The organism is Coprococcus sp. ART55/1 (assembly GCF_000210595.1).
Lineage (GTDB): Bacteria > Bacillota > Clostridia > Lachnospirales > Lachnospiraceae > Coprococcus > Coprococcus aceti.
In genome coordinates this window covers 2,024,716-2,029,628 of record NC_021018.1, presented here as the reverse complement: position 1 = coordinate 2,029,628, position 4,913 = coordinate 2,024,716, and the positions used below count along the sequence as shown (strand labels likewise).

Annotated in this window: 4 protein-coding genes and 1 tRNA gene; 1 reads left to right on the top strand and 4 read right to left on the bottom strand. The window is 37.0% G+C overall.

All coding sequences use genetic code 11. The annotated features are described in order from the left end of the window. Positions 1-746 precede the first annotated feature (746 nt). The 4 genes from CCU_RS14525 to trmB form a co-directional block, all read right to left on the bottom strand. The gene (locus CCU_RS14525; protein ID WP_330369946.1) at positions 747-1,163 is read right to left on the bottom strand and encodes a DALR anticodon-binding domain-containing protein; all 417 of its coding nucleotides are present in this window, start codon (positions 1,161-1,163) and stop codon (positions 747-749) included. Between the two features lie 16 nt (positions 1,164-1,179). Next, positions 1,180-2,439: an arginine--tRNA ligase gene (argS, locus tag CCU_RS09170; RefSeq protein ID WP_015534424.1), complete on the bottom strand. Its 1,260-nt coding sequence runs from the start codon at positions 2,437-2,439 to the stop codon at positions 1,180-1,182. A 138-nt stretch (positions 2,440-2,577) separates the two neighbouring features. Next, positions 2,578-3,708, bottom strand: coding sequence for an ATP-binding protein (locus CCU_RS09165; protein WP_015534423.1), 1,131 nt, complete (start codon positions 3,706-3,708; stop codon positions 2,578-2,580). Between the two features lie 83 nt (positions 3,709-3,791). Next, positions 3,792-4,439: a tRNA (guanosine(46)-N7)-methyltransferase TrmB gene (gene trmB, locus CCU_RS09160; RefSeq protein ID WP_015534422.1), complete on the bottom strand. Its 648-nt coding sequence runs from the start codon at positions 4,437-4,439 to the stop codon at positions 3,792-3,794. Between the two features lie 239 nt (positions 4,440-4,678). On the opposite strand from trmB, the gene CCU_RS09155 reads away from it, so the two are divergent. After that, positions 4,679-4,751 (top strand) — tRNA-Lys (locus CCU_RS09155). The last annotated feature ends 162 nt before the right edge of the window (positions 4,752-4,913 follow it).

The window sequence follows — 4,913 nt, the reverse complement described above, 5'->3', positions numbered from 1 at the left end:
AAATGTATGCGATATCTGAAGTTTGAGTTGAAATACGTTTATCATAAAGTTTCACGTGAAACATTCAAATATATATAATATTAAAGCAAAATTAAATATACAAATGATTTATTTATTGAAATTATTTAAATCACCATATAATTTATTAATTAACAGCTTTAAAGATTCTGTATTCATAAAAACGCAATGTAGAATATAGAAGTATATAAAGGAATAGAACAGAAGAGATTATATAATACGTAATATGGTTAGAAATATGATTTAGTTATTGTAATAAACAATTTCTTCACAAAGAAATTGTAAAACTTAGAAAAACAAGAGAAGAATACCTAAAAATATTCAGATATAAGAAAAAATACCTGAAGTAAAGATATTCAGAACAAAATTATCTAGGATAATAATTTCGAAACAATGATGTCTGGAAGATAGTGTTTAGAAGACAATATTCAGAATGAAATATTCAGAATGAAATATTCAGAATGGAATATTCAGAACGATAATACTCAGAACGATAATACTTAGAACAATAATATTCCGAATAATGACAGCCAGATAAGAATATTCAGAACAGAAATATCATGAGTAATATTATTTAGAGAAAAGTATCAAAAACAATAATACCTATGACAATATAATTTAAAATGGTTCCTGGAGATATATGAGAAAAAGAGAATGTTTCACGTGAAACATTCTCTTTTTCTTTAACCAGGTTATATGGTCATATATTAATATAGAAGAAACACTGATTACATTGCCTCTGGAGCTTCGATTCCAAGGAGGTTAAGTGCCTCAGATATTGTATTCTTAGTGAGATATGTGAGCATAACTCTTGCATTCTTGAGCTCAACATCATCTACATTGATTCTTGTTGAGTTATAGAACTTGTTAAATGCCTGAGCAACATCAACTGCATATCTTGCTACAACAGATGGCTCATACTTATCAGCAGCATCCTTGATCACAGATGGGAATCTGTTGATCTCTTTTAATAACTCTATGGCATCCTGCTCTGTAATGAGACTGTAGTTAACCGGTTTTGATGGATCGAATGACTCAGCAAGTCTTACAACGCTGCAGCATCTTGCATGTGTATACTGAACATAAGGACCTGTCTCACCATCAAAGTTGAGAACCTTATCCCAGCTAAATGATACATCCTTGATTCTCTGATTATATAAGTCATTGAAAAGAACAGCACCAACACCAACTTTCTTGGCTACATCCTCCTTGTTTGGAAGATTTTGGGCTCTTTTCGGTGATTATCTCAAGACTCTTTGCAATGGCATCCTTCAGAATATCCTCTGCGTATATGATATTACCGCTTCTGGTAGAAAGCTTTGCTCCCTCAAGACTTACAAGACCATAAGGAATGTGAACAAGCTGATCCTTTGCCCATTCGTTTCCAAGAAGCTCAACTACCTTGAATACCTGTGCAAAATGAAGTTTCTGCTCCTGACCGGTTACATATAAGCACTTTGAGAAGTGATATGTGTCTTTTCTATAGAATATAGCAGCAAGATCTCTTGTTGCGTATATTGAGCTTCCGTCTTTCTTGGTTATGATACATGGAGCCATATCGTAATCTGAGAGATCAACGATCATAGCACCTTCGCTCTCCTTCAGAAGACCGGCAGCCTTAACCTTGTCCACAACAGCCTGGCACTTGTCTCTATAGAAACTCTCTCCAAGATAGTAGTCGAAATCCATTCCGAGGAGGTTGTATGTTCTCTTGTATTCAACAAGACTTATATCCTTGAACCACTGCCATATGCTGAGTGCTTCCTCGTCTCCATTTTCCATCTTGTTGAACCATGCTCTTGCCTCGTCAACAAGTTCTGGATTCTTGTCAGCCTCTTCATGGAACTTCACATACAGCTTCATGAGCTCTGAGATTCCATCCTTCTCAACAGCTTCCTTTGAACCCCATGCCTTGTAAGCTACGATAAGCTTACCAAACTGTGTGCCCCAATCGCCAAGGTGATTTATTCTTACAACATTGTATCCAAGCTTGGAATGAATCTTGTAAAGAGAGTTACCGATTATTGTAGTTCTGAGATGGCCAACGTGGAAATTCTTTGCAACGTTAGGAGATGAGTAGTCAATACATATGGTCTGTCCCTCGCCTATATCGGATTTGCCGAAGTCATCTGTGTTGGCTGCCTCTATCATTGTCTTTACAAATACATCTTTCTTGATATAGAAGTTCAGGTATGCACCTGCTACATCGATCTTCTCGATGAAATCTACATCTCCTATGGCTTCCTTTATATCGGCTGCAATCATATTTGGGGCTTTTCTGAGCACCTTTGCCAGTCTGAAGCAAGGAAATGCAAAATCACCCATATCAGGGCGTGGTGGGATCTCGATTGAAGCCATGATATCTGACATTTCGATTCCTTCTACGTTATTTGAGATAAGCTGTGCAATTTTTTCTTTCATGATAATGTTCCTTTTATGTTTATTTTATTCGAAATATATATGTGTTGATAAAACAACATATACACAATATAGCACTTTGTTACTTTAAGATATCCAACCTGTAAACTAAGTAATATATGTCTTTCAACAGATACGTTATTATTCAAGTGGAATAGTAAATCTTACATTTGTTCCGGTTTTTGAATCTCCATCGATCTTCAGAGTTCCATTTAACAGATATATGATCTCCTTGATTCTGTGGAGACTGCTGTACCATGGACTGTTGGTATCATAATTGTTGTCTATACCCACGCCATTGTCGTTGATATATACATCTATGAGCTTACTGCTCAGATATATCTTGATTGAAACCTTGTTGGCATTTGAATGAACAAATATGTTGTCCATAATATCTTTAGTTATTGATAAAAGATATGTGGCTACAATACCTGGAATATTCATGGCATAATCAGCACAGTTGATGTCGTATGATATGCCACATTCAGGATGTTCATCCTTGTAACCCTGGAAAAGTTTCTCAAGATGATTCCATACAGGCTCTTCGCTGTCTGATTCTCCAGAGAGAGAATTGGCAAGTTCATCTACATGGTCGGCAAGTTTTGCCGTTGATGAGGTGAGCTCTTCGAGTGTGACCTTAGCTCTATTGATATCTGATCTTATAAGCCAGGACAGTACATCCAGCTTGTGTGAATTGGAGTCAAGAACATCTGTGATGTCGGATTGAATCCTGTCCGCAAGCTGTTTTTTCTCATATTGGTACAATCTGAGGATATTTTTTCCGTGATCCGCTGCTGTCAGGGAATCAGTATCTGGTCCGCCTGTTTCTGTTGTATCTTCATTATTAATAGTAGATACTTCCTCAGTCACCTCCGTCAGAAGATCATCTATATGTCTGTTGGAGGTGGATAAATCAGTTATACGCTTCTTAAGCAATGCGGTTTCTTCTTCGTCCTCTTTGATCTGAAGATGAAGAGTCTGCTGCATATCCTGAAGCTCTTTTAACTGAAGCTCTATCTGAGTAGCCTTTTCCTGCTGTGAGGTGGTGTCTACTGAGAATGGTGAAAATACATTGTGACCAGTGCTTGTCTTGAAGGAGTATACATCTAATGTCTTTATAAGCTGGTCTATTTTTGCCTTGAGTTCAAAATCTTCAGTTTTGAGTGACTGAACCTGCTCAAGCTTGCTGATATATGAATCATTGAAGAAATTCAACAGATCCTGATTGGTCTTGCGCACCAATTTGAGACTTTCTATAGAAGATGTATCCATGATGAAACTCCTTTCCATAAATTTGCTGTAATCTTCATTGTAGTATACCAAAAACTGTGTGTCAACAAATGCAAAATCAACGTTTATTTCTTTTCTCTGTATGCGACGAGTCTGTTGATAGGTGTTCCCATTGCTGAGAATTTGGTCTCATACTCGGTCATGATGTTGCCTTCGTTGTATTCTGAATTGTGAAGGTCATATGTGTAGTTCTCAAGGATCCATCCTGCCTCGGGAACCTGTTCCAGAGAGAAATCAAAGAGACCTCTGTTATCAGTCTTAAATATAACTCTTCCCTCAGGAGCGAGGAGCTGATCATACAGACCAAGAAAATGTGTAGATGTGAGACGTCTCTTGGCATGCCTGTCCTTTGGCCATGGGTCCGAGAAATTGAGATATATTCTATCTACTTCATTTGTATCGAATACGTCAGTTATATATTCGGCATCCATTCTTATAAAGTAGAGATTCGTCATCTCAGGTTCAAGCTCTCTTTTCTCAAGGGCACGCACCAGGACACTTGAATACTTCTCTATGCCTATGTAATTGATATCAGGATTGCGTCTTGCAAGCTCCATGATAAACTGTCCCTTGCCCATGCCTATCTCAATATGTATAGGGTTATCATTGTCAAATAACTCATGCCAATGCCCCTTCATGCCTGTTTCATTGTGCACTACATAGTCATTTGCTGCGATAGTCTCTCTTGATCCTTTTACATTTCTCAGTCTCATAGTAATCTCCATCTATTTATTGTAAAAATCTTCTTTTTATTGAAAAAGTCATACCTTATAATAATAACATAGGCGAAAATGATATTCAAACAATATATATAACTGGTAATTTTGGTATGGGATAGGAGCAGAGTAATACCGAACAAATAAAAATGAAAAAAGTTGAAAAAAACACTTGCATTATAAAAAGAACTAATGTATACTCTAATCTGTTGTGACGAACACAACATGATAAATACGGGCCGCTAGCTCATTTGGTAGAGCACCTGACTCTTAATCAGGGTGTGCGGGGTTCGAGCCCCCGGCGGCCCACTACAAGGTGGATTGACTGCAATATAATTGTGGCTGGTCCATTTTTTTGTCACTCAGTTTGAAATCATTTGCTGGATGTCAGAAAAGTTGAAAAAAATGAGAAAAACACTTGCATTATTCTCAGAACTGATATATAATCTATTCTGTTGTGACGAACATAAC

What these genes read in the sequence shown, in the direction of transcription:
- CCU_RS09165 (WP_015534423.1), bottom strand. Translation starts at nt 3,708, where the DNA reads ATGGATACATCTTCTATAGAAAGTCTCAAATTGGTGCGCAAGACCAAT.
- argS (WP_015534424.1), bottom strand. Translation starts at nt 2,439, where the DNA reads ATGAAAGAAAAAATTGCACAGCTTATCTCAAATAACGTAGAAGGAATC.
- trmB (WP_015534422.1), bottom strand. Translation starts at nt 4,439, where the DNA reads ATGAGACTGAGAAATGTAAAAGGATCAAGAGAGACTATCGCAGCAAAT.